Annotated in this window: 23 protein-coding genes and 1 other annotated feature; of the genes, 4 read left to right on the forward strand and 19 right to left on the reverse strand. The window is 42.7% G+C overall.

Features of this window, described 5'->3' with window-relative positions:
• Positions 1 to 7: 7 nt before the first annotated feature.
• The 11 genes from C6W18_RS03665 to C6W18_RS03715 form a co-directional block, all read right to left on the reverse strand.
• Entirely contained in the window at positions 8 to 937 is a 930-nt protein-coding gene (locus C6W18_RS03665; protein ID WP_105926018.1) for a peptidase U32 family protein, read from the reverse strand.
• Positions 934 to 1,599, reverse strand: a complete 666-nt coding sequence (locus tag C6W18_RS03670) for an O-methyltransferase (RefSeq protein WP_105926021.1) — start codon at positions 1,597 to 1,599, stop codon at positions 934 to 936. Before C6W18_RS03670 ends, C6W18_RS03665 begins: the two co-directional genes overlap by 4 nt.
• Before the next feature lie 216 nt (positions 1,600 to 1,815).
• Complete coding sequence (mltG, locus tag C6W18_RS03675; protein ID WP_034321397.1) at positions 1,816 to 2,898, reverse strand: endolytic transglycosylase MltG; 1,083 nt, start codon at positions 2,896 to 2,898, stop codon at positions 1,816 to 1,818.
• A gap of 73 nt (positions 2,899 to 2,971) precedes the next feature.
• The gene (locus C6W18_RS03680; protein WP_105926023.1) at positions 2,972 to 4,057 is read right to left on the reverse strand and encodes an acetyl-CoA C-acyltransferase; all 1,086 of its coding nucleotides are present in this window, start codon (positions 4,055 to 4,057) and stop codon (positions 2,972 to 2,974) included.
• Complete coding sequence (locus C6W18_RS03685) at positions 4,042 to 5,502, reverse strand: acyl-CoA synthetase (protein ID WP_189318037.1); 1,461 nt, start codon at positions 5,500 to 5,502, stop codon at positions 4,042 to 4,044. Before C6W18_RS03685 ends, C6W18_RS03680 begins: the two co-directional genes overlap by 16 nt.
• A complete protein-coding gene (locus C6W18_RS03690) occupies positions 5,502 to 6,071 on the reverse strand; it encodes a biotin transporter BioY (protein ID WP_223251616.1) in 570 nt (189 codons plus the stop codon). Before C6W18_RS03690 ends, C6W18_RS03685 begins: the two co-directional genes overlap by 1 nt.
• Before the next feature lie 151 nt (positions 6,072 to 6,222).
• Positions 6,223 to 6,507 (reverse strand): DUF1292 domain-containing protein, encoded by a 285-nt coding sequence (locus C6W18_RS03695; RefSeq protein ID WP_034321391.1) that lies wholly within the window; start codon positions 6,505 to 6,507, stop codon positions 6,223 to 6,225.
• A 15-nt stretch (positions 6,508 to 6,522) separates the two neighbouring features.
• A complete protein-coding gene (gene ruvX / locus C6W18_RS03700; RefSeq protein ID WP_105926027.1) occupies positions 6,523 to 6,939 on the reverse strand; it encodes a Holliday junction resolvase RuvX in 417 nt (138 codons plus the stop codon).
• Between the two features lie 3 nt (positions 6,940 to 6,942).
• The gene (locus tag C6W18_RS03705) at positions 6,943 to 7,209 is read right to left on the reverse strand and encodes an IreB family regulatory phosphoprotein (protein ID WP_024718370.1); all 267 of its coding nucleotides are present in this window, start codon (positions 7,207 to 7,209) and stop codon (positions 6,943 to 6,945) included.
• Between the two features lie 89 nt (positions 7,210 to 7,298).
• Positions 7,299 to 9,935: an alanine--tRNA ligase gene (gene alaS / locus C6W18_RS03710; protein WP_105926029.1), complete on the reverse strand. Its 2,637-nt coding sequence runs from the start codon at positions 9,933 to 9,935 to the stop codon at positions 7,299 to 7,301.
• An 81-nt stretch (positions 9,936 to 10,016) separates the two neighbouring features.
• Positions 10,017 to 10,225 (reverse strand) — a binding site (T-box leader).
• 43 nt (positions 10,226 to 10,268) lie between these two features.
• Entirely contained in the window at positions 10,269 to 11,333 is a 1,065-nt protein-coding gene (locus tag C6W18_RS03715; protein WP_034321383.1) for an AI-2E family transporter, read from the reverse strand.
• Positions 11,334 to 11,557: 224 nt separating this feature from the next.
• Here C6W18_RS03715 and C6W18_RS03720 point away from each other — a divergent pair, with 224 nt between their 5' ends.
• The 4 genes from C6W18_RS03720 to C6W18_RS03735 all read left to right on the forward strand — a co-directional run bounded on the left by C6W18_RS03720 (position 11,558) and on the right by C6W18_RS03735 (position 14,505).
• Positions 11,558 to 12,286 (forward strand): amino acid ABC transporter ATP-binding protein, encoded by a 729-nt coding sequence (locus C6W18_RS03720; protein WP_034321381.1) that lies wholly within the window; start codon positions 11,558 to 11,560, stop codon positions 12,284 to 12,286.
• Positions 12,287 to 12,299: 13 nt separating this feature from the next.
• Entirely contained in the window at positions 12,300 to 13,109 is an 810-nt protein-coding gene (locus C6W18_RS03725) for a transporter substrate-binding domain-containing protein (protein WP_105926031.1), read from the forward strand.
• Between the two features lie 76 nt (positions 13,110 to 13,185).
• Positions 13,186 to 13,839: an amino acid ABC transporter permease gene (locus C6W18_RS03730; protein WP_034321376.1), complete on the forward strand. Its 654-nt coding sequence runs from the start codon at positions 13,186 to 13,188 to the stop codon at positions 13,837 to 13,839.
• A 15-nt stretch (positions 13,840 to 13,854) separates the two neighbouring features.
• Positions 13,855 to 14,505 carry an amino acid ABC transporter permease gene (locus tag C6W18_RS03735; RefSeq protein ID WP_105926033.1) on the forward strand — a complete coding sequence of 217 codons (651 nt, stop codon included), beginning with the start codon at positions 13,855 to 13,857 and terminating at the stop codon, positions 14,503 to 14,505.
• Between the two features lie 232 nt (positions 14,506 to 14,737).
• On the opposite strand, the gene C6W18_RS03740 is transcribed toward C6W18_RS03735, so the two are convergent.
• From C6W18_RS03740 to cymR, 8 genes are all read right to left on the reverse strand, one after another.
• A complete protein-coding gene (locus C6W18_RS03740; RefSeq protein WP_078061693.1) occupies positions 14,738 to 14,869 on the reverse strand; it encodes a YrzQ family protein in 132 nt (43 codons plus the stop codon).
• Between the two features lie 20 nt (positions 14,870 to 14,889).
• Positions 14,890 to 15,081 (reverse strand): hypothetical protein, encoded by a 192-nt coding sequence (locus tag C6W18_RS03745; protein WP_003216308.1) that lies wholly within the window; start codon positions 15,079 to 15,081, stop codon positions 14,890 to 14,892.
• A gap of 13 nt (positions 15,082 to 15,094) precedes the next feature.
• A complete protein-coding gene (locus C6W18_RS03750) occupies positions 15,095 to 15,814 on the reverse strand; it encodes a PRC-barrel domain-containing protein (protein WP_223251617.1) in 720 nt (239 codons plus the stop codon).
• 28 nt (positions 15,815 to 15,842) lie between these two features.
• Positions 15,843 to 18,227 (reverse strand): SF1B family DNA helicase RecD2, encoded by a 2,385-nt coding sequence (gene recD2, locus C6W18_RS03755; RefSeq protein WP_105926035.1) that lies wholly within the window; start codon positions 18,225 to 18,227, stop codon positions 15,843 to 15,845.
• A gap of 19 nt (positions 18,228 to 18,246) precedes the next feature.
• Positions 18,247 to 18,900, reverse strand: coding sequence for a tetratricopeptide repeat protein (locus C6W18_RS03760; protein ID WP_105926037.1), 654 nt, complete (start codon positions 18,898 to 18,900; stop codon positions 18,247 to 18,249).
• Positions 18,901 to 18,963: 63 nt separating this feature from the next.
• Positions 18,964 to 20,082 (reverse strand): tRNA 2-thiouridine(34) synthase MnmA, encoded by a 1,119-nt coding sequence (gene mnmA, locus C6W18_RS03765; RefSeq protein WP_105926040.1) that lies wholly within the window; start codon positions 20,080 to 20,082, stop codon positions 18,964 to 18,966.
• A gap of 95 nt (positions 20,083 to 20,177) precedes the next feature.
• The gene (locus C6W18_RS03770; RefSeq protein WP_105926042.1) at positions 20,178 to 21,320 is read right to left on the reverse strand and encodes a cysteine desulfurase family protein; all 1,143 of its coding nucleotides are present in this window, start codon (positions 21,318 to 21,320) and stop codon (positions 20,178 to 20,180) included.
• Positions 21,321 to 21,338: 18 nt separating this feature from the next.
• Positions 21,339 to 21,758, reverse strand: a complete 420-nt coding sequence (gene cymR / locus C6W18_RS03775) for a cysteine metabolism transcriptional regulator CymR (RefSeq protein ID WP_034321357.1) — start codon at positions 21,756 to 21,758, stop codon at positions 21,339 to 21,341.
• Between the last annotated feature and the right edge of the window lie 109 nt (positions 21,759 to 21,867).

The following is a 21,867-nucleotide window of genomic DNA, read 5'->3' on the forward strand; positions in this document are numbered from 1 at the left end:
TCTTATATTAATAAACCGTTTCTTTAAAGAAGAATCCTGTATCAATCGAACGATTGACTGGCTGAATGTCTTCAATCCGCTTCACCCAATCATCTTTCTGATCTTCATAAGCCTCTTTGTCAGTCGTTAGCAAATCAATTGCTTTTCTATATAGAGACGTCACCTCTGTCATATAAGAAAGTGACTTTAAAATTCCGTCAATTTTAAATGAGTCAACACCTGCGTCGACAAACTCCTCTAATTCATCAATCATACACACATCATTTGGACTCATAATATGAGTGCCGTTTGCATCCTCGAAAATAGGATATTTGTTTTGACGCTCTTGGTCATGAAGGAATAGTCCTTCCTCCATATGTCTGCCTTTCACGTCCATTTGTTTGCCCTGGTATTCAAAATAGTTCCCGATGAGCGTACGTTTCGATTGGAACATACATGTCATGCCATGGACTTGAATTTCGATCTCCACCTCGGCATTTTCTTTGATGTCGATCACACTGTCCATGTTCAGCTCTTTGGCAAGAACAGCGCGCGTTGCGCCTTTTCTGCCCCAGTAGTTACAAGTGTAATAGTTTGTCCCAGTCGTTTCTGTACTCCAGTGAAGATTCAGGCTGACCCCTGTTTCCTTTGCAGCCATGATCACTGCCGGGTCTCCAAAGACGACACCATCCACGTTTAATGCATCGAGAAAGGTTAAATAATCTCCAAGCAGCTGCACACGGTCATTATGAAAAATCGCATTCATCGCCACATACACTTTTTTGTGATGGGCATGTGCAAGCTCAACCGTATGTTTCACATCTTCTCTTGAAAACTCGCCTGCAAGACGAATCCCGTATGTCTGTTCGCCTATTAAAAATGCATCAGCTCCCGCCTCGATTAATGGCAGTACGTCTGACACTTTGCTTGGCGTCACAAGCAATTCTGGTTTTTTCATGATTGGTCACCTCTTTTTGTACTAATGGCGATCCCATCTCCAACTGGAATGATACATGTTTGGAAGCCAGGGTTTGACATCAGCCATTGATTGTATCGATCAATTTTTCCAATTAGTTGTTTTTTTCGTTTGTCTTCAATTTCTTCTTCATAATTTGTCGCGACTAAGCCTTTGAATAATACATTGTCTGTAATAATCATTCCGTCATGAGCCAGCATCGGTTCAAACAGCTCAAAAAAACGTTTATACTGCCCTTTTGCGGCATCAATGAAGATCACATCATAGGGCGCCATCGTTTGGACTGTTTTAGCCGATTCCATGGCATCACCAAAGAACACGTGTATTCTTTCTCTTAATTTTAATTCCTCAATGTTCCGTGTCGCTTCTTCATAGCGTTTCGCATTTCGCTCAATTGTGTAAATCTCAGCATCTGGGAGAGCTGTCGCCATTCTAATCGCCGAATAGCCAATAGCTGTCCCAACCTCAAGAATTTTCTTCGGCTTTTTCATAGAAAGCAACTGAAGTAAAAGCTCGATGCTCACCTTTTCCATGATTGGCACATGATGCTCTTTTGCATATATCTCTAATTGAGCGATTGCATCTGGACTTGGTTGAATTAAATGTTCAATATAATCATTTATTTGATCATCTTCAATAGTCATTATATGTCTAGCTCCTTCATGACCTGAAAAAGAAGAGTCCTGCCTATTGCAGCTCTCTTTCTCGTCAATCAATCTTTCGTTCATCTAAGTAAAAACAACCCGATATATTTTACCACAAAGAAGTGGTAATTGCGAACCTATAAAATGGATATTCCAACGAAAAAAACTGCAGGCAATCTGGCTATTGTCTACAGTCTTTTTCGATTCACATGTGCGTTAATTGCTTCCTGTGATGTATTTCGCTTTCGCTTTGTTGTGCTCATTTAACGTTTTCGTAAATACGACTTCTCCATTTTTCTTCGCAAGGAAGTAAACAAAATCCGTTTTCTCTGGGTGCAGTGCTGCTTTCCATGAAGATTCACCAGCATTTGCAATTGGTCCAGGTGGCAGCCCTTTGTTGATATACGTATTATACGGAGATTTCACCTTTAGGTCTTTGTAATAGACTCGGGATTTATGCTCACCAAGCGCATAAAGGACTGTTGGGTCTGTTTGGAGCGGCATGTCCTTTTTCAATCGGTTATAAAACACACTTGAGATTTTTGAGCGATCCGTCTTTTCCGTTGCTTCCATTTCAATCAGTGATGCCATTGTTAACACATCGTGTATGGACATGTTTCTCTTTTTCATGTCTTTTTCATATGTTTTCACGTATTGATCCGTTTGTTTAATCATTGTATCAATGATCGTTTCGAGTGATTCATCCTCACGATAAAATGGATACGTAGCAGGGAATAAATATCCCTCTAACGGATGTTTGACCTGTTTTCCATCAACCTGTGATGTCACCGTTTTCGGGTATTTTTTCATCAACTTTTTTATAAAAGTTGGATCATCCAGCTTCGCTTCAACTTCCTTCGCTGAAAAATTCGTCTGGTTGGCAATGATCGTTGCAATATCAGACAGCTGTTTTCCTTCAGGAATTACAAGCTGAAATGCGTAATCTGTGCCGCCAGATGTCAGCTTTTGAATGAGCTGTTCGGCGTCCATTGTTTGTTTCAAATGAAAGTATCCTGCTTTAAAGCCGGACGCGTTTTTGTATTTTGCATAGTAAGTGAAAATCGTGTCATTCGAAATAAGCCCATTCTCTTTTAAAATGCCCGCAATCTCACGGACAGATGTCCCATTCGGAATATGAATATTAATTGTTTGTTTGCTTTTTTGATCGACCGGTCCAAGTGCTGATTTAACATATAAAAAGCCTGATAATGCTGCAATAATGATCACAGCAAGTACAGATAACAGGACGATCCCCTTTTTTCTTTTGAAAAATGGTCGTTTCTTTTGTTCTGAAAACATGCATGGCCCTCCTCACATCTAGCCTTTATAGTACATGATTCGACGGAGTTCGGCAATTACTTCCCCATGCATCTCATGACAGAACTTCACATAGTACGGCTAAACCAACACCGCCACCACTGCCAATGGCAGCCATGACATAGCTTCCTTTCGGCAAGGCATGAGCTTCGTAAAATAACCTCACCATCATGGAAGCTCCCGATGCGCTGTATGGATGCCCAAAACAAAGTGCACCGCCTCTTCTGTTGATCCGGTCATAAGGTATACCTAACGTCCGAGCAATAAGCGCCACTTTGAGCGCAAACGCTTCATTGATTTCAAACAGCGCTACGTCCTCTATCTTCATCTGTTCCTTATGTAAAAGTTTCTTGATCGCATCAATGGGTGAAGCAGCAGGAAAATGCGGATGCATAGCCGTCACAGCACTTCCGACATACCGTAACTTTGGCCTTAAGCCTTCGGCCTCCGCTTCCGCTTTTTCCATCACAACAACTGCGGCTGCGCCGTCGGCTTCCTTACAGCTATTGGTTACGGTCACAGTTCCTTCTGGTAAAAAGACAGGCTTTGCCCGCTTGATCAGCCTTGCGATTGGTCTTATTTTAGCGGCCGCTTCATCTGTGTTCAGCCCGTCAATCGGAACAATTTCTTCTAAATACGTTCCTTGTTTGAATGCCTCTATACTTCTTTCCCAGCTTAAAAGCGCATAATCATCTTGTTCTCTTCTCGTGACAGAAAATCTTGATGCGGCCAGCTCTGCTGCTTCTCCCATATGTGGATCTCCCAACCACTCCGGTGAAAAGCGGGCTCTTTCTTTCATTGGTGATCCTGAAATGCTTTCAGTCCCGCCTGCGATATACATCGAGCCCTCCCCCGATTGAACCATGACACAAGCTGTTCTAATCGCTTCAAGACCAGAGGCACACTGCCTGTCAATGGTCATGCCGGGAATGTGTAGAGACATTCCTGCTTCTAATGAGGACAGGCGAGCAATGTTTCCCCCACCTCCTACTACATTGCCTAAAATCACGTCATCTGGCTTCCTCAGCTGAGACAAATGCTGAATAAGGGGCGCCGCTAAATGCTCTGGACGGTAATCCTTCAGCATTCCGTTTTTGTCACCGAAGGGTGTCCGTTTCGCTTCCACTATGACTGCTTGCATGCCAATTGATCCTCCGCCCACTTTTTCATGCTGGCACGGGCGATTTTCCCGCCGGATGTTTCAATCATTTGGTCAATGACAAGCCATTTTTTTGGTACCTTATAAGCCGCTAGTTTTTCTTTGGCAGCTTGCCGAATGGTTTTCGTCTGCTGCGCTTTTTCTATAATGGCAACAGGGATTTCACCCCAATATGGATCAGGAAGGCCAATGACGATCGACCGCTTCACCTCTGGCTGTTCATTTAGCACCCGCTCAATTTCCTCTGGAAAAATATTCAGTCCTCCATAGACGATCATGCCATTCTCACGGCCGCTCATATACAGATATCCGTCTTCATCCAGCCACCCCATATCATAAACTGTCAGCCATTCCTGCGGAGGTTTTTCCTCGTGTAAATAGCCTGAAAAAGACATCGGGCTTTTCACATAAATTCTCCCTGTTTCATTTGGCTGACAGATGGATTGATCTGCTCGCCTCACTTCAACTTGAATCGTAGAGAAAGGCCGTCCGACAGAAGAAGGCTTTTGCAGAAAGTCAGTTGAAGATAAATAGGAGACAAAACTCAACTCTGATGTTCCATAAAAATCAAAAAATGTGATATGGGGATAGTTGTTTACTAGTTGTTTTTTTGAAGAGATTCCCCAATCAGCCCCAGAGGATATGACGAGAAGCGGGGTGTCTCCGAAAGCATCAATTTGCAGTAATGATTCTGTCATGGTAGGGACCGTATAAACAGCAGTGATGTCTCCCCTTTCTAGGGCTGTCTTTCCTTTCTCTGGCACAAACTTTTCTAATAACGTCACCGTGCCGCCAAAGTATAGTGTACTGATGGCACCATATAAAAAATGAGAGGATAAGAGTGTGCCTAAAATGAGAACATGATCTTGATGAGTGATCCCAAATTCAGAGGCTGTCATTCGAAAGCTCTCGATCCATGAATGCTGACGCCTCATAAAGGCTTTGGGTGAACCCGTTGATCCTGAAGTAAACCCCATATAAAAGGCAGGATCTTCCTCGGTATCTTGATTGTTAGATTGAACGTATGTGATAGGGCTCATTCTTTCTTTCCATTCAGATAAAGAAAGAACCGGTATGTCTACCTTGTTCTTTTCAAACCTTCTCATATATCGATCCTCAATAATGACGAGATCCGCCTCACTTAACAAGAGCTTTTCTACACATTCTTCATGGCTCCATCTCGGATCAAGAGGAACGGCTGTCCATCCTGCGCAAGCCGCTCCAGCAAATATTTGTAGAAAAGAAGCACCATTTGATACTAAAAAAGCGACTCTTTTTTGGTGATGAGCCGTTTCATTTAGCCACTGTGCTGATGTTTGCACGCGTTCATACCAATCTTGATAAGTGATGCTCTCTTGTTCATCTATGATGGCGATATGATTTGGTTTCATTTTTGCATGTACTGCATAGCTTTCAGTTATTCTAATCAAACCGCACGCCTCCCTTTATGTAGGTCCCTTTTTCGATAGGACATTGCTTGAATGATTTTCACCGTGAAGACAGCACACATTCCAGCTTTGATGAGATCACCTGGTACATAAATCAAACTGAGCAGAGCTGCCTGTGTGACTTTTATATGCATCATCATGGCTTGGAAAGGAATGCCGCATACATACAGAATCCCGATACTGCATACCCCATAGATCATAAAAAGACGCAGAGCGGTCACTTTTTTCAGCCGGTTCAACCACAGGCTGATCATAAAGGCAGCCACTGGATAAGCAAGTAAAAAACCACCGCTTGGTCCAAAAAAGACCCCAATCCCGCCTCTCCCTCCAGACAAAAGAGGTGCGCCTGCTGCCACAATCAGCAGAAAAAGAAGTAAACTGATCAGCGCTTGTTTTGGCTTTAACAGCCCCCCTGCAAGCAAAAGACCTGCGGTTTGCAATGTGATTGGTACCGGTGTAAACGTAAGTAAAATCGGCGGGATCAACCCTAACATCCCAATGACTGCTGTCATTAACGCCATTTGCATCATATCTTGAATTTTCAACATTCATGCCCCTCACTCGATTCTTTGATAAAAATAGAGTAAAAGTTCGAGTGTTTTATGTCAACCTTAAATTAATTAAAGTTAACATATTAAGCATAAAAAAGACCCGTGAAAAAAGATCATTTAGATCATACTCACAGGCCTTTTGTTTGTTCTATTCTTCGTCTTCTTCTTGATCTAAGAACGTATTTAACGTTTCTTCGATCATGTCCCACTCTTCATCTGTTTCGATTGGCTCTAGCTCGCCATCTTCACCGTCTTCGTTCGGTGTGAAGCTTGATGCATGAATTTCAATTTCTTCGTTGTCTTGCTCAGAAATAGGGTAGTAAAGAACATATGATTTGTTAAAATGGTCGCTTTCAAAAGTAAATAGTACTTCGCAAAGCTGTTCATTTCCATTATCATCAACGATTGTAATTTGCTTTTCTCCGTGTTCCATTTGATTCACCTCATTTTAATTTAAGCTGTCTAAGTACCCTTGCAGGATCATGACAGCCGCCATTTTATCAATGACTTTTTTACGCTTTTGTCTGCTCACATCTGCAGAGATGAGCATTTTTTCCGCTGCCATTGTCGACAGACGCTCGTCCCAAAGCACAACAGGAACATTGTACGTGTTTTCTAACACTTTCGCAAATGATTGGCTGGCTTCGCCTCTTGGACCGACCGTACCATTCATATTCTTTGGAAAGCCAAGTACGATTTTATCCGTTCCGTATTGCGCAATGATGTCAGACAGGCGGGTGAGACCAAAATCTCCGCCTGCTTCATCAATTTTAATTGTTTCAATCCCTTGCGCAGTCCATCCCATTTCATCACTGATCGCAACACCAAGGGTTTTCGTGCCTAAATCTAAGCCTAAAATTCTCATGTTTTACGCCTCTTTATGTGTCTCTAAGTACGATTTAACCAATTCCTCAATTAATTCGTCTCGTTCTAGTTTACGAATTAGGTTGCGTGCATCCTGATGTCTTGGAATATAAGCAGGGTCGCCTGACAGCAAGTATCCGACAATTTGATTGATCGGGTTGTATCCTTTTTCTTGGAGTGCGTCATAGACTGTAATGAGCACTTCATTCACATTGGTTTCAGCTGAATCATCAGAGAAGTTAAACTTCATTGTCTTATCAAATGAACTCACTGCTTCTTGCACCTCTCTTCCAACATTCTACTAGCAAGCTTTTTTCTAACCGCTCATCTAATACCATTATTCTACACTACATTGCCTGATTATAAAACGGATTTGACAGATTCTTCGACAGTTGCCAGTGCTTCTTCAAGCTTTTCTGGTTGTTTCCCGCCTGCTTGCGCCATGTCTGGACGTCCGCCTCCGCCTCCGCCGCAGATTTCAGCTGCCTGCTTGACAAGCTTCCCTGCATGAAGGCCTTTTTCGATAACGTCTTTTGTCACTCCTGCTGAAATGTTTACTTTTCCATTTTGAACGGCTCCGAGCACGATGACAGCTGATCCTAATTTCGCTTTTAAGTCATCTACCATTGTTCTTAAATGGTTCATGTCTTTGGCGTTTACTTTTTCTGTTAACACTTTCACTCCGCCAATGTCTATTACTTTTTCTAAAATAGAGCCTGCTTCTGCCTGACTTAATTTCGCAAGAAGGGACTCGTTTTCTCTTTGAACCTCTTTTAAATCTGCCTGTAATGAAGCGATACGTTTTGGTACATCTTTTGTATTTGACTTAAGCTCACTAGCTGCCTGCTCTAAAATAGCCAGCTGGTCATTTAATTCTTCGTAGGCACCTTTACCAGTGACAGCCTCAATACGGCGCGTTCCAGCACCAATACCCGATTCAGATGCAATTTTAAACAAACCGATTTCCGCAGTATTTTGTACGTGACAGCCGCCGCATAGCTCGATGCTGTAATCGCCTACCTGGACAACGCGGACAATATTGCCATACTTCTCACCAAACAGCGCCATTGCGCCCATTTCTTTCGCTTCAGCAATTGGTTTTAGGTCAATGGCAACAGAAATGCCTTCCCAAATTTTTTCGTTGACGATTTTTTCAATCTGTGACAATTCTTCTTTTGTTACTTGTCCAAAATGAGAGAAATCAAAGCGAAGTCTGTTTTCATTCACCAATGAGCCTGCTTGGTTCACGTGGGTGCCCAGTACATCTTTCAAAGCCTGATGAAGCAGGTGCGTCGCTGTATGGTTTTTCACAATGCCTTTTCGAAGAGCTGATTCCACTTCTGCAGTCACTTCAAGTCCTTTTTGAGCCGTACCGCTTACGACCACTCCTTCATGGACATGCTGACCGTTTGGCGCCTTTTTCACATCCTTGATTTCAATGATGGCTTCTGCGCTTTTTAATGTCCCTTTATCAGCAACTTGTCCGCCGCTTTCTGCGTAGAAAGGTGTTTCATCTAATAAGATTTGCACCGTTTCTCCTTCATGTGCTTCCGCGACAATTTCACCATTTTGAAGCAATTCGATCATACGGGAGGCCGCAGTTAAATTTTCGTAACCAACGAAGGTACTCTCTACTTTAATATCACCTAGAGCTCCGCCTTGAACCTGCATACTGCCAACATCTTGTCTCGCATTTCTTGCACGTTCACGCTGCTTCTCCATCTCTGCCTGGAAGCCTTCTCTATCGACTGTCATGTTCTCATCTTCTGCATATTCTTCTGTCAGCTCGACAGGGAATCCATACGTGTCATACAGCTTAAATACATCTTCACCTGAAATCTGTGAGCTGCCTTTGTCTCTTTCTTTTTTGATCACTTCTGACAAAATGGCTAACCCTTCATTCAGTGTTTCATGGAAGCGTTCTTCCTCGTTTTTAATCACTTTCGCAATAAATTCTTCTTTTGCTTGTACATCTGGATAGAAATCCTTCATGATCTCCGCCACAACTGGCACTAGATCATACATGAATGGACGGTGAATATGGATCGTTTTTGCATAACGCACGGCACGGCGCAGCAAACGTCTTAACACATACCCGCGGCCTTCATTAGAAGGAAGCGCTCCGTCACTTACGGCAAAGGCAACAGTCCGGATGTGGTCAGCAATGACTTTAAATGCTGTATCCTTTTCCTTCGTCTCCCCATAGCTTTCTCCAGAGATGGTTTCTACAGCACGAATAATCGGCATGAATAGATCTGTATCAAAGTTCGTCGGGACGTTTTGAATGACAGATACCATTCGTTCAAGACCCATCCCGGTATCAATGTTTTTCTTCGGCAGTGGTGTGTATGTACCATCTGGATTATGGTTGAATTCGGAGAACACAAGATTCCATACTTCTAGATAACGCTCATTTTCCCCGCCTGGATATAATTCTGGATCGTTCAAGTCGTGACCGTATGCTTCGCCGCGGTCATAGAAAATTTCCGTATTCGGTCCACTCGGCCCCTCGCCAATATCCCAGAAATTTCCTTCAAGGCGAATAATACGGTCTTCAGGTACACCAATTTTATCTCTCCAAAGAATATACGCTTCTTCGTCCTCTGGGTGTACAGTGACAGATAACAAATTCGGATCAAAGCCAATCCACTCGTCACTCGTTAAGAATTCCCAAGCCCAATCAATGGCCTCTTCTTTAAAATAGTCACCAATAGAAAAGTTGCCAAGCATTTCAAAGAACGTATGATGACGAGCTGTTTTCCCAACATTCTCGATATCATTCGTACGAATGGATTTTTGCGCGTTACAAATACGCGGATTGTCAGGAACCACGCGGCCATCAAAGTATTTCTTTAATGTCGCGACCCCGCTGTTAATCCATAACAGTGTTGGATCATCATGCGGTACAAGTGACGCACTCGGTTCTACAGCATGTCCTTTTTCTTTAAAAAAGTCTAAAAACATTTGACGTACTTGAGCAGAAGTTAAAGTTTTCATTCAAAAATCCTCCCTTTTCATTTTATTAATCTCCACACAAACGAAAAAACACCCCGCCCTATGCAAGCATAAAACTACTTACACAGGGACGAGATGTTCTCGCGGTACCACCCTGATTATAGACATGTTCGTCTATCACCTTCACATCCGATAACGCTGGAAGAGAGCGGCAGTGTTTATCTGCACTCAGGACTAGCTTCCGTTAAAGGTCTGATAAGGCTTTTCTCAGCAAAATAAAGCCTCTCTCTGCAACAGCTTTTTAACGTACTCGGGTCCATCATTGAATTCAATATGTATGAATCGAAATTATTATAGACAACTCGGCTCGTCTTGTCAATGAACGCTTCGCCTCATCAGGATATATTGCACAATCATAACCCTGATAATCGCGGCAGTTGGTACGGCTAAAATCATTCCAATTAAGCCAAACAACTCTCCTCCTGCGAGCAAAACAAGCATAATGACGACAGGATGCATATGAAGACTTCTTCCAACGATAATCGGGCTAAGTATATTGCTTTCCAAAAATTGCAGCACAGCCACTGTGATCAGCACAATGATAACCGATTTCACCGAAATGGTAAAAGCAATAAATACAGCAGGAATCGCCCCAATAATAGGACCAAAATACGGAATCACATTCGTTGCTCCAATCAGCATGCCTAATACAAGCGGATACGGGATATGAAACAGCCAGAGAACGATGGCTGCTGCTCCCCCAATCAATGAACAAACAAGCAATTGTCCTCTAATATAATCACCAAGCGAGTCGTCGACTGCTTTCACAAATGCGTGTCCTCTCTTTCGAAATCTTGGTGGGGTTAAATACCATGCAGCCCGTTTCATTGTATTCATATCTTTCACCATATAAAAGACAAGAAAAGGAATGAGCGCTGCGACTAATGCGTAATCAAATAATACTTTACAGCTTAGAATCATCCGCTCTGCCCCATTTGCTGCATATGTTTCCGATTGGACAATCAAACGATCAAGCCGTTCATGCAGTCCGTCAGGCCAATGGCTTGTATGACGATGAATATGAGATAAAGCGCCATTATAGGTTTCGGCAAGCACAGGAATTTGTTCAGACAGCTCATTTAACTGCGTAATCATGACAGGCGCCCCTTTATAGACCGCAAAACCAATCCCACCAAAAAACAGCACATAAATCAATAAGAGACTGACTGTTCTCGGCAAGCCTCGCCCATGCAGCCTTTCCACAATAGGATAAAGCAAATAAGAAATAAAAATGGCAATGAGCAGCGGAATAAGAACCGCTTTTAACAATAAAAAAATAGGCATCCATAACTCGTCGAGCTGAACCAAAATGAGTAAGGATGCAAGGACAAGCAGTACACCTGCAGCATATATTAGAAATTGGATCGGACGTTTCTTCACCTTTTTCACCTCTTTTCTTATTGTTTAACCATCTTCTGCAATTATCCATGTAAATAAAATTTGTCCTAACTTTGTTAAAAATGAATACACATGAAACATACAGCTCCTTCCAAAGTCACTGTTTGCTGTAAAATCTCGTTAGAAAATATTCCATTATTTACTTCTTTTTACACAAGGTATGCTAGAATCCACTTTAGCCAAATAAACAGAAGAGGAGGTTCTTCATGATCACATTCGAAGAAGTCAACAAACATTATGGCCAGTTCCATGTACTTAAGGACATTAACCTACATATTCAAAAAGGTGAGGTTGTTGTGATCATCGGTCCTTCAGGGTCTGGTAAAAGCACGATGCTCAGGTGCATCAATCGTCTCGAAAGCATTGATGAAGGAAAAGTACTTGTCAACCAAGTGTCTGTTCAGCATCCGAAGACCAACATCAATCTTGTTAGGCAAAATATCGGGATGGTGTTTCAGCATTTTCACCTCTACCCGCATAAGACGGTGCTCGAAAACATTATGCTTGCGCCGATGAAGGTCAAAAAAGTGAGCAAGGAAGAAGCGAAGGAAACAGCTGAATTTTATTTAAATAAAGTTGGCATTCCTGATAAAGCAGACACCTACCCTTCACGACTTTCCGGAGGACAGCAGCAGCGCGTTGCCATTGCAAGGGGGCTTGCTATGAAGCCTGAGGTCATGCTTTTCGATGAACCGACATCTGCTCTTGATCCAGAAATGATCGGTGAGGTACTAGATGTAATGAAACAGCTGGCCCGCGAAGGAATGACCATGGTTGTCGTCACACACGAGATGGGATTTGCCCGGGAAGTGGCTGACCGCATTGTCTTTATTGATGAAGGTAGAATTCTTGAAGAATCAACACCCGCTGCATTTTACGAGAAACCGCGCGAGAAACGTGCTCAGTTATTTTTAAGCCGTATTTTAAATCACTAGGGGGAATGGTTTGATGAAAAAAATGAAACGTTTTGGTCTATTACTCTTTATGACTTGCTGTATGGTCGCTCTGGCTGCTTGTGGTTCTACTGAAAAAGGCTCGACTGATGCGAAGCAAGGAAGTTCATTAGAAGCCATTAAGAAAGACAAAAAAATCATTTTCGGTGTAAAGAATGACACCCGTCTTTTCGGTCTAAAAAATCCTAGCAACGGAGATATTGAAGGGTTTGATATTGATATCGCTAAAGCCATCGCAAAGGAAATGCTCGGCGATGAAGGAAAAGCAGAATTCAAAGAAGTGACATCTAAAACAAGAATTCCTTTGCTGCAAAAGGGTGATATTCATGCGATTGTTGCTACTATGACCATTACAGAAGAGCGCAAAAAAGAAGTCAATTTCTCAGATGTTTACTTTGAAGCAGGACAATCACTGCTTGTGAAAAAAGGAAGCGACATTCAATCAATTGATGATCTCAAAAAAGGAACGAAGGTGCTTGCAGTGAAAGGATCCACTTCGTCTCAAAACATCCGCGAGAAAGCACCTGAAGCATCTGTTTTAGAATTTGAAAACTATCAGGAAGCCTTTACAGCACTAAAATCAAACCAAGGGCAGGTGCTTACAACAGATAATGCCATCTTATTTGGCATGGCAGACGAGGATTCAAATTACGAAGTCGTCGGCGGAACCTTTACAGATGAGCCTTATGGCATTGCTGTGAAGAAAGGCGATCAACAATTGACAGATGCCATTAACAAAGCGTTAAAGGCTTTAAAAGACAATGGAGAGTATGACAAGATTCATAAAAAATGGATCAAAGAATAATCGTTTGACGAAGTCAAGATGCCCACAGGTGAGCCGCTCATTGGCTCCCCTGTTGACCAGGAAGGAAGTGAACTGATTGCTGCGGTTTTCAATTTTAACTGAAAACTTCAATCTTTATTTAGAAGGGTTTAAATATACCATTGGTGCAAGTGTCATTGCTTTGATTGGAAGCTTTTTGATCGGTACACTCATTGCGATTATGAGAATTGCTCCACTAAAGCCGCTCAACTGGTTAGGAACGGCTTACGTGGAATTTATTCGGAATATTCCGTTATTATTAATCACATTTGTTTTCTTCTTTGGTTTACCAGTGCTAGGTATTGTGGCAGATGGCTTCACAGCTGGAACCATTGCTCTGGCCATCTATACCTCTGCATTTATTGCTGAAGCCATTCGAGCAGGTATACAAGCTGTACCGCTTGGACAAATGGAAGCAGCCCGGGCTTCTGGTCTTTCATACGGCGGGACGATGCGATATATTATTCTTCCGCAAGCGATAAAAATTGTCGTTCCCCCTCTTGGGAATCAATTTATTAACCTTGTCAAAAACTCCTCTATTCTAGGTGTCATTGCCGGGTTTGATCTCATGTATCAAGGAGACCTCATCGCTTCTAGAACGTTTGTGACATTTGATGTATACATCTTTGTTGCCATGTTTTATCTGCTATTAACCATTCCGCTCAGTCTAGGCGTTGGTTATTTAGAAAGAAGATTGGCAAGAAGCCACTAGAAAGGAGGAAACACAATGGATTTTATAGGTGCCTACCAGCCTGATCATCTCGCCTTTTTACTTGAAGGATTTGCTATCACCTTAAAAGTGGCTTTTATCTCCATCATTTTGAGCTTTATCATCGGATTAGTTGTTGGCACATTGCGGTTCGCTCAAATTCCGGTTTTATCAAAGGTGCTGGCGGTCATCGTAGAAACCATTCGGAACCTGCCGCTTTTGCTGATCATCTTTTTTACGTATTTTGCACTGCCTGAAATCGGCATCAAACTAAGCATCACAGCCTCTGCCATAGCAGCTTTAACCGTATTTGAATCAGCCATGCTGTCAGAAATTATTCGGAGCGGTCTAAAATCAATTGATAAGGGCCAGATCGAAGCTGCCAGGTCTTCTGGTTTAACCTATATTCAAACATTAAAAACGATTATTATGCCCCAGGCTTTACGCCGTATGGTACCACCGATTGTGAGTCAATTTATTTCACTTTTAAAGGATACATCGCTTGCTGTTGTCATTGCGCTTCCTGAACTATTACATCACGCACAAATTTTAAACGGTCAGAGCCAGTCGTATTTACTGCCTATTTTCCTATTGGCGGCTATGATGTATTTTGTTGTCAACTTCAGCTTATCCTTACTTGCACGCCGATTAGAATACCGGCAGGCATAAAAAAGACATCCGCTTGACGGATGTCTCAGATTGTTGACAAAGGGCTAAAATGATCTTGATTTTAGCCCTTTGTCTTCTTTTCAGCGTGATAGAAAACCTTTGCAGTCTAGGAAGGACAAGCACCGGAACGGAGCGAATTTAACATTCGTGAGTACCGCCGCGCAGGCCTGACACCGAATGCGAGGGTTTGTCTACACGCTGGACATCCGCTCATGGTGGATGTCCCTTTTGTTTAAAGCATTCGCATAACACGTTTTCTTAGCTTTTTCATATCCCGCTTCGATGGCATATCATATCGACTTGCAAAGTGATATGCCAGTGCACCTGCACCAAGCGTTAATAGTGAAGAAGTCATTTTGCCCATTCGAAATTCCCCCTTAACACTTATAGTTGAATTGAACGTTCATCATCACTAAACAGATCATCTAAACTGCTTAGTGTACCGTCTTCCTCCACTTGGTGTGTAGATATTTTGCCTTTTGACAGCGTCAGTTCAATAAAACAGCCCCAGCAATAATATTGATTGACCCCAATTTTTCCGATGTCTTTACATTTGCAATTTGGGCAAATGAGCATAATCAGCACCTCTTTACGTTCGGTTTAGAACAAGTGCTTCCTTTTGAACGTTCATCAAGGTTCCGGCAGCATGCAGCTGTTTTCGAATCCCTGATAGCTCTGTAAAGAAGCCGTCCGAGAGTTCATATGCTACGATTGTGCCCGAATTTGCGCAAAAGTATACATCTTCCAAAATACCTAAATTTTCACCATCAGCTGATTGCATCATTTTCTTTTTCAATTTCGAAAATAATAAGGATGGGGCAGAGGAATCCATTCCGACTCCCTCCTGGCAGCTCACATATAGACCTTTGTCTGTCAGCTTATCGCCAGCTGAGAATGGAATGAGTGCACAGTCTTTCTTTTTCCCCTCTAACACATATCCCCCGCAGCTGCCGCCGGCTAATAAGCAAATATCTTTGATGGCACCAAGTGAATGAGACTGCTCACCTGTATAGATCGACATTCCTTCAAGCTCTCGACATGTTCTCAAAATGTGCTCAACCACCTTTTGCGGAACAGTCTTATCGTGTGCGTTTGCTTCATGACTCATACGAAGAAATGGCTTCCATGAAGGAAGCCATTCAGATTGTGAACAAAAAGCTAAAATGATCTTTTTTAGCTTTTGTCTTCTTTTCAGCGTGATATGAAAACCCTTGAAGTCTAGGAAGTCCGAGTACTGGAGCGGAGCGAATTTGATATTCGTGAGCACCAGCACGCAGAACTGACAACGAATGCGAGGGTTTGTCTTCACGCTAAATGGCTTCCATGAAGGAAGCCATTTACTCTTGCATAAAATCAAACGGGGTGATTCCCTCCATGCCAATATTTGCGTCATGTACGCTAAACGGCAGCTCTTTCTGGAGCGCTGCAAGCTCCGCATCCATGACCTCTTCGGTTTGAACAAGGCGCATCGTTAAGGACGTTTGTCTAAGGGAATCCTCATTATTTTTCACGCCCCACTCCAGTGCTGATTCTTCGCCACACAGAATCAAAAACTTTTTGCTTCGTGTAATCGCTGTGTACAGCAGATTTCGCCGAAGCATTCGGTAATAGCTTCTTACGACTGGCAGGACAACGATGGGAAATTCACTGCCTTGTGATTTGTGAATGGAGCAGCAATAGGCATGGGTAAATTGATGAAAATCTTTTTTCGTAAAGGTGATTTCGTTCCCATCAAAGGAGATCACGGCCATGTCTTCTTTTTCTGTGTTTTCTTTCGCATAAAAAATCGAGACAATTTCGCCAATATCACCGTTAAAAATGTTGTTCTCCGGCTGATTCACAAGCTGAAGCACCTTATCTCCCGTCCGGTACACCACATCACCGAACGGGATTTCTCTGCCTTTTGGTTTTTTAGGATTCAAAATGTGCTGAAGCATTTTATTCAGTTCATTGATACCTGCTTTCCCTTTATACATGGGTGCCAGCACTTGAATATCTTTTGCTGAATAGCCTTTTTGAGCAGCGTTGCTGACAACTTTCTCAATGACTTCTTTCATTTGATCAGCTGAACATTGAATAAAGGACCGATCCTTTGAGCGTGCGGTAATATCTTTTGGCAGCACGCCATTTTTCATATCATGTGCAAGTTCAACAATGGTTGAGCCGTCTGCCTGCCGGTAAATATCTGTTAGGGTAACAGCTGGCACGGCCTGTGAGGCAAGTAAATCTCTTAACACTTGACCCGGTCCGACAGATGGAAGCTGATGTTCATCTCCTACCATAATGACTTGAATGTGATCAGGGATCGCTTTAAACAAATGATTCGCAAGCCAAATATCTAGCATACTCGATTCATCAATGATGACAAGCTTTCCTTCAATCGGCTGTTCATCATCATGTGAGAAGCCCTCTGATCCATTCCAGCCTAATAGGCGGTGAATTGTCACAGCTGGAAGCCCCGTTGATTCTGTCATCCGTTTAGCCGCCCGTCCAGTTGGCGCCGCAAGCACAAATGGAAAAGATTCATCTTTTTTATAATCACTCGGATCAAGAGATACACCGTGAAGATCGCTATAGAGCTCGACAATTCCTTTAATGACGGTTGTTTTCCCTGTCCCAGGCCCGCCTGTTAAGAGCAGCATCGGGGACATGAGTGCCTTTTGAATCGCTTCCTTTTGTGTCGGAGCATACTGCACACCTAGCCGTTCCTCTAGCTCACCAAGTGCAAGAAGGAATTCTGATTCGGGAAATTGATCTGCATATTCCGTTTGGGAGACGATTTTTTGAATACGTTTGGCGACACTTTGCTCCGCATAAAATAAGGACGGGTGATAGCAGCGGTCATCTTCAATGATCATCTCTTTTCCTTCGCCAAGTGCCATTACCTGATTGGCAACGTCCATTTCAGTCACTTTGTAATCATTGCTTGTTTGATTGAGCAGCTTACGGGTTTCAACGATCAGATCTTTCGTTTGTATGTACGTATGACCGTCCTGAAGGCTCGCTGACTCAACTGTATAAAGCAAGGCTGCCCGGATTCGCTCTGGGTCACTTCCTGATATCCCTGTTCTAGCACCGAGCTCATCTGCTTTAATAAATCCGATTCCCTCTACATCTTTGACGAGCTGATAGGGATTTTCCTCGATCTTCTGCAAGGTTTCACTCTCGTACACTTGATAAATCTTCATACTGAGCTGCGGACCAAAGCCATATTGATTCAGGCTGATCATAATTTGTTCCAGCCCTTGATGCTCCTGAAGCGCTGCAGCCAGCTTATCTGCTTTCTTTTTTGACAGGCGCGGAACATCATACAAAACAGACGGGTCACGCATAATTTTATGAAGCGTCTGATTGCCGAGCTGCCCCACTATTTCTTCTGCCGTCTTTTTCCCTATCCCTTCAAATAAATCACTTGAGAGATAATGAATGATTCCTTGCTTCGTTGTCGGCACTTCCTTTTGAAAATGAGTCGCCTGAAACTGTTCACCAAATTTCGGATGACTTGTGACTTTGCCATAAAAGGTGTAGGTTTCCTCTTCATGAAGTGCTGGGAAGTAGCCTGTGACAGATGCTGTTTTTTCCTCTAAGTTTTCAGATGTTTCAATGACTTTTACCTTTAACACCGAGTATAAATTACTTTCATTATGGAAAATAACAGCTTGAACCGTCCCTTTTAAAAACGGCTCGTCCTCAAGCTTCATTTGATCTGGATGTTCCTGCACAGGTCTTCCCTCCTTCCATCTATTCTGCCTCTTGAATCAGCTTTTGCGCATGTAGTGCAAGCATATGGTCAGGCTGCACGTCAATGGCTTTTCCTAGCATCTCAAGCGCTTCGTCCTTTTTCTCTAAATACGCATACGCAACCCCCAAATTATAAAAGGCATCTGCATGCTGCGGATCTCGCGTGACCACTTCGGTAAAGGTCGTTACCGCTTCTTCCAGCATGTGTTCATTGGCTAAACACATGCCAAATTGAAATCTTGCTTCATTATCTTCTTCATTTAGTTCAACCGCACGCTGTAGGTAAGGCATCGCAAGCTTGGGCTGCTCTAATTTGATGAGCGTCTGTCCTAACATATAAAACAAATCACTATTTTGCATTCCAGCTTTTAGTGCTTGTTCAAAATAGTCTTTCGCTTTCATAAAGTCTTCTTTTAATGTGTACACATTTCCTGCTCCATAATAGGCCGCAGCTGCCATGCTATCAAGTTCAATCGCTTTTTGAAAGAAGTTTAAAGCGCGGTCAAATTCATTGATACTTGAAAGTAAGTTCGCAAAGTTAATATATGGAACTGGGTCCTTTGGGCTTTCTTCGATGGCTTTTGTAAAAGCTTCAGCTGCCTTTTCGATGTTCCCTTGATTTAAGGCTTCTATGCCGATCTCGTTAAGGTTCATTTGCTCTCATCATCCTTTCATTAAAAAACCCCAACAGCGATCGTTGAGGTTGTTTAAAACATGTTACACATACGACAGCTTTTGACCGTCTTTAAAGACATCGTCAATTGTACCGCCGCCAAGACATTCGTCGCCATCATAAAAGACAACCGCTTGTCCTGGGGTGACAGCACGAACGGGTTCTTCAAAGATGACCATCGCTTCTTGCTCACCTGTCATTTTGACTTTCACATGATGATCTTCTTGACGGTATCTGAATTTTGCTGTACATGTTAATTCACCGTTTTCGCCGACAATATGAGGACGAGTCCAGCTAATATTAACGGCTGAAATACTTTCAGAATATAAAAGAGGGTTGTGGAAACCTTGTTCAACAAACAATACATTTTGCTCCAAGTCCTTCCCAACAACAAACCAAGGATCACCGCTTCCGCCAATGCCAAGTCCTTGGCGCTGACCGATCGTGTAATACATCAGTCCATCATGTTCACCTTTTACTTCTCCGTCCATCGTCTGCATCACGCCAGGCTGTGCAGGCAAATATTGGCTCAGGAACGTTTTGAAGTTTCTTTCCCCAATAAAGCAAATGCCCGTTGAATCTTTTTTCGTTGCTGTTGCGAGCTCTGCTTCTTTCGCTAGTTCACGAACCCTTTTTTTCTCTAAATCACCAATTGGGAACATCACTTTATCAAGTTGTTCTTGAGTCAGCTGATTTAAGAAATAGGTTTGATCTTTGTTTGCATCAAGACCTCTTAGCATTTTGACTTCCTCGCCAGTTCTGTCGACACGGGCATAGTGGCCTGTTGCCAAATAATCCGCACCTAGTGACAATGCATGCTCAAGAAAGGCTTTGAACTTAATTTCTTTGTTACACATGACATCTGGGTTTGGCGTTCTGCCCGCTTTATATTCATCAAGGAAATATTGAAACACTTTGTCCCAATATTGCTTCTCGAAATTCACTGCATAATAAGGGATTCCAATTTGGTTACAAACGCGAATGACATCCTCATAGTCCTCCGTTGCTGTACATACACCATTTTCATCTGTGTCATCCCAGTTTTTCATAAATATGCCGATTACATCATAGCCTTGCTCCTTTAACATAAGAGCAGCAACTGATGAATCGACTCCTCCGGACATACCGACCACAACTCTTGTGTCTTCTGGTCTTTTTGTCATCTTCATCAACTCCAATTTCAATGAAACAACGTACGCGTTTCGTTCTTCAGATGCCTGGCTGTTTCATTTTTCACACACGAACAAAAGGGGAGCATTTATTTGGCTAGACGTTTGACAACAGCCGCTATTTTGAGCGCCGCCTGCTTCACATGATCCTCTTCATTTCCAAGACCGAAGCTTATTCTGACTGAGGACGTCAGTTCTTTTGCTTCTTCACCATACATGGCGCTTAAAACGTGCGAAGGAAGGACAGATCCAGCCGTACATGCAGATCCGCTTGAAACAGCAATTCCTTCCATATCTAAATTCACAAGTAACGATTCAATGGAGACGCCTCGGAAATGAACATTTAAAATGTGCGGCAATGTCTCTTTCGAATGTCCATTGATAGAGAAATCTAGTGATTCCTCTTCGAATACTTGCAGCATGGCTTCTTTGAGCTTACCATAATGCATGGCTTTTTCTCTTCTATTTTGCTTTGTTAATTGAACAGCTTCTGCGAGGCCCACGATTCCCGCCACATTTTCAGTGCCAGCACGGCGTTTTCTTTCTTGTTCTCCTCCAAATAACTGCGGAGAAAGTTTCACGCGTTCATGGACATATAAAAAGCCTGTTCCCATCGGACCATTTAGCTTATGGCCAGAAGCAGATAAAAGGTCAATATGAAAATCTGTTACATCAATTGACATTGTGCCAAACGCCTGCACCGCATCAGTATGAAAATAAGCTGTATGATCATGCAAAAGTTCGCCAATGTCTTTGATCGGCTGAATGACACCTGTTTCGTTATTGCCGTACATGATGGTGACAAGAATCGTATCATCTCTGAGTGTTTGTTTTAATTGATCAAGATGAATCAATCCAGTTTCATCGACATCTAGATAAGTCACTTCAAATCCAAGCTTCTCTAAGCGTTCACATGTATGCAGCACCGCATGATGCTCTGTTTTCGCTGTGATGATATGTTTTCCTTCATGCTGCCTTGCCATTGCAACGCCAGTGATAGCTAAGTTGTCCGCTTCTGTTCCTCCACTTGTGAGGATGATCTCCTGCGGTTTACAGTGTAATTCTCCTGCAATGACTTCTCTTGCTTCATCGAGCCACTTTCTTGCCTCGCGCCCATATGAATGAATACTAGAGGGATTGCCAAATATCTCTGTAAAGTAAGGCATCATCTTGTCCACAATACGCTGATCCATAGGCGTTGTGGCCGCATGATCTAAATAGATTCGTTCCATTTCCGGTACACCTCTGATCTAAATATAGAACATATACGCCTCTTGATCCTCGTCATCTGTATAGCTTGCCAAGTCTTCAAGAGTTGTATTATCCAGTACGTCTTTTACTGCATCACGAATACGAATCCAAAGTGCACGCTTTGCTGGTTCTTCGTTTTCAATGACTTCGACAGGGCTAATAGGTCCTTCTAATACACGAATAATATCACCGGCTGTGATCTCGTTAGGTTCATGGGCAAGAACATAGCCCCCATATGCCCCGCGGATACTTTTCACAAGACGGGCATTGCGAAGCGGTGATACAAGCTGCTCTAAATAATGCTCAGACAAATTATTGTTTTGAGCGATTGATTTTAATGAAGTAGGGCCTTCGCCATGTTTTTTGGCTAATTCGATCATGATCGTCAGACCATATCTGCCTTTAGTTGAAATTTTCAAGTTAAACACCTCTGCGTTTTCTATTCTATGTCATCAATTATTTTTCTGATTTCATATACGCGATATATAGACCAAAAGCAATTATATCATACTTTCAGCCAACTTTCAT

Source organism: Bacillus sp. LLTC93 (assembly GCF_002993125.1).
Taxonomy (GTDB): domain Bacteria; phylum Bacillota; class Bacilli; order Bacillales; family Bacillaceae; genus Bacillus; species Bacillus zhangzhouensis.